Origin of the sequence: Stieleria sedimenti (assembly GCF_025060895.1) — a bacterium.
GTDB lineage: Bacteria > Planctomycetota > Planctomycetia > Pirellulales > Pirellulaceae > Stieleria > Stieleria sedimenti.
Genome location: NZ_JANZKV010000355.1, coordinates 1 through 2,620 on the forward strand (window position 1 = coordinate 1; position 2,620 = coordinate 2,620).

At 58.2% G+C, this 2,620-nt stretch carries 3 protein-coding genes; all 3 read left to right on the forward strand.

Features of this window, described 5'->3' with window-relative positions:
- The first annotated feature begins 316 nt into the window (after positions 1–316).
- The 3 genes from NZK35_RS33580 (at position 317) to NZK35_RS33590 (ending at position 2,502) form a co-directional block, all read left to right on the forward strand.
- A complete protein-coding gene (locus NZK35_RS33580) occupies positions 317–805 on the forward strand; it encodes a hypothetical protein (protein WP_259636903.1) in 489 nt (162 codons plus the stop codon).
- 126 nt (positions 806–931) lie between these two features.
- Complete coding sequence (locus NZK35_RS33585; protein ID WP_259636904.1) at positions 932–1,561, forward strand: Uma2 family endonuclease; 630 nt, start codon at positions 932–934, stop codon at positions 1,559–1,561.
- An 11-nt stretch (positions 1,562–1,572) separates the two neighbouring features.
- On the forward strand, positions 1,573–2,502 hold the full coding sequence (locus NZK35_RS33590) for a hypothetical protein (protein WP_259636905.1): 930 nt from the start codon (positions 1,573–1,575) through the stop codon (positions 2,500–2,502).
- Positions 2,503–2,620: the final 118 nt, after the last annotated feature.

Below are 2,620 nucleotides of genomic sequence, written 5' to 3' on the forward strand. Positions count from 1 at the left end.
GCCAGGGATCCGTGGGTTCGCGCTGCCATCGGTGGGCCGATGTGTTCCCAGGGCGGAGCCCTTCATTGGCACTAAAGGTGTTAGCGGAACGGCGCGAGCCGTCCGGTTGCGCTTCAAAAACACCGTGAAAGACCGGAGGGCTCGCGCCCTACCGCTAACAAAAACACCCCGCTTGGCGTCAAAGTAGATGGCATTGGGCTCACGCCACGTGCTGGGATGAACCCTCCATCCGACAGCCTTGCCCTCCGCTTCACCAAGGCATTCGATAGAATGAAACCTTCGCGTCGCAAAAACCTGATTCGATGAGTCATACCGAATGAGCGTCCCCGAGTCTTTTCACTACATCCATCTGCCGTGTGGCGAGTACACAGAGATCAGTGGCGCCGAGTTTGAATCGGTCGCCAATCCGCTGTCGGGAATCCAGACCACACTCTGCGCCCACTGCGGAGAACAAGACGACGTGGCAGAATTCTGTTGGGAAGGTTGGGAGGAAACGATTGCCGACTACTACGCCCGACTGTTGGCGCAAGTCCCAGAGCGGGAACGCGAGCGTGCCGGACGTCCGGGGATGCTTCAGTACCTGATCATGGGCGGCGTCGGCGGGTTCGCCGCCGGCGTCTTCGTCGGGTTGATCTTGGGCCGACTAGGGCCGATCGCGGCGATCGTCGGCGGGTTGATCGCCGTATTGCTATTGACCTCGATCGGGGTGCTGATGGGGTTTCTGCACTTCGAAAAGAACGTCGTGGCGCCGGTCGTTAAAAAGTACTGGAACGTCGACGACGTCCGGTTGCTCGTCGAATCATGACAGCCGGTTCCTGAAGACGAGGCATTTGCATCACTTCCGTCGCGAGTCTATTGTGAGAGTCGTCCTTCGATACTTTTCCGAAGCGATTCTTCAATCGATCTATTCACTGATGTCTAGCGAGACGTGATGTCCAGCGAGCCGCGAGCGAGTCGAATCGGCGAACCCACCTGGGAGATCGCCAAGCTTTATCCGCGTCAAGGCGCGTGGTCGGAGTCGGACTACTTGGGATTGGACGCGGGGCGACTGGTTGAATTCGAAAACGGGGTGTTGGAGATCCTACGTATGCCGACGGAATTGCATCAGGCGATCTCGCTCTTTCTGTGGCTTCAGATTCGAAACTTCATCGATACCCACAGCCATGCGAAAGGCGTTTGCCTGGTCGCTCCACTGCCGGTTCGTTTATGGGATGGAAAGTTTCGTGAGCCGGATGTGTTGTACATGTCGGCTGAAAACCGTACACAACGGACCCCCAAGTTCTGGAAGGGCGCCGATTTGGTGATGGAAATTGTCAGCGAGAGCGATCCAGATCGCGATTGGATCGAAAAGCGGTACGATTATGCAAAAGCCGGCATCACGGAATATTGGATTGTCGATCCGCGTGACCGCAGCATCACCGTCCTCGGGCTCGCGGAATCCGAATCCAGCTATCATGAGTTGAGCCGAAACTTCGACGGCCAAACCGCATCGTCGCGACAGCTGGACGGATTTGCCGTCGGTGTTTCAACTGTGTTTGACCGTCCCGAGGTGATCCAGTAGCGGTGTCCCGCATGCCCCAACCCGACCCAACACTTCGCGACCGCCACTGGGGTCAGGGGTTCTGGTGGGCGGCGCTGGCGTTGCTCGTGATCGGTCTGCCACAAAGCAGTCCGCTGGTCGACAAAGCGATGACTTTGATTCCGCTGAGCAACCGCCCGAACAATGGGATCGCGATCAGCTTTGCGATCCATGGCGTTTCGACGGCGGTTGCGTTCGCATCCGGCCTGGTGATCCTGGCCGCCATCTTGCTCCGTGCCGGAAGTGGTTGGAAGCGTTTGTTGTTGGCGGCAGGGTACGTGGCCATACACTGCCTGGTGACAGGGCTTGTGTTGGCCGTCACGCAAACCCGCTGGATGCAACACGCAATGCAGGAAGAATCGGCATACCTACACATGATCGCAGAGCTGTTTCTGTCTCCGGCGATGTCCTTTGCGTCGGTGTTTCCGGCCGCGGTCATGCAATTGTTCCGCGGATGGACAATCACACGCGGTTGGCCGGAATCAAAGCTTCAACGCGTCAACGTGCTCGCGCTGATGGAATGGGTGCTGGTGAGCGCGTTGATTTTCACGTTCGTGCGACTGTCGTTTGTCGCCAATGACCAGTCCAACGTCGATGTGTTCTTTTATGAAGCCTTGATGGTGATGTTGCCGGCGATCGGGCTGGGGATCGTGACCATGCTACTGTTTCGCTGGATCCTGTGCGTTGATGCGTCGCGGCGCCGTTTCCTCATCCTGCTGATCATTGCGTTGATTCATGTTTCCGTCTTCGCCGCCTGCTTTATCGCTCTACAAGCCGAGGACGACGCGATCGGGCCGAATCTGAACTTGCAGTACAGCATCGCCCCGTTGTCGACGTGCGCGACCGGAACACTGATCGCGGCCGCCGCCGTCGGGTGCCTGCGGAAGCTCGGGTATCGATTGCACACCAGCGGGACGCGCTAGCGAGCGGCGCGCGGTGAAACCACAGCCATCACGCGCCACTGGCTGACGCCCGATGCCACCTACTTTGACGCCAAGCGGGGTGTTTTTGGTAGCGGTAGGCAATACCGCTAAGTTAAGC

Coding starts and splice junctions, on each gene's coding strand:
- NZK35_RS33580 (WP_259636903.1), top strand. CDS start 317: ATGAGCGTCCCCGAGTCTTTTCACTACATCCATCTGCCGTGTGGCGAG.
- NZK35_RS33585 (WP_259636904.1), top strand. CDS start 932: ATGTCCAGCGAGCCGCGAGCGAGTCGAATCGGCGAACCCACCTGGGAG.
- NZK35_RS33590 (WP_259636905.1), top strand. CDS start 1,573: ATGCCCCAACCCGACCCAACACTTCGCGACCGCCACTGGGGTCAGGGG.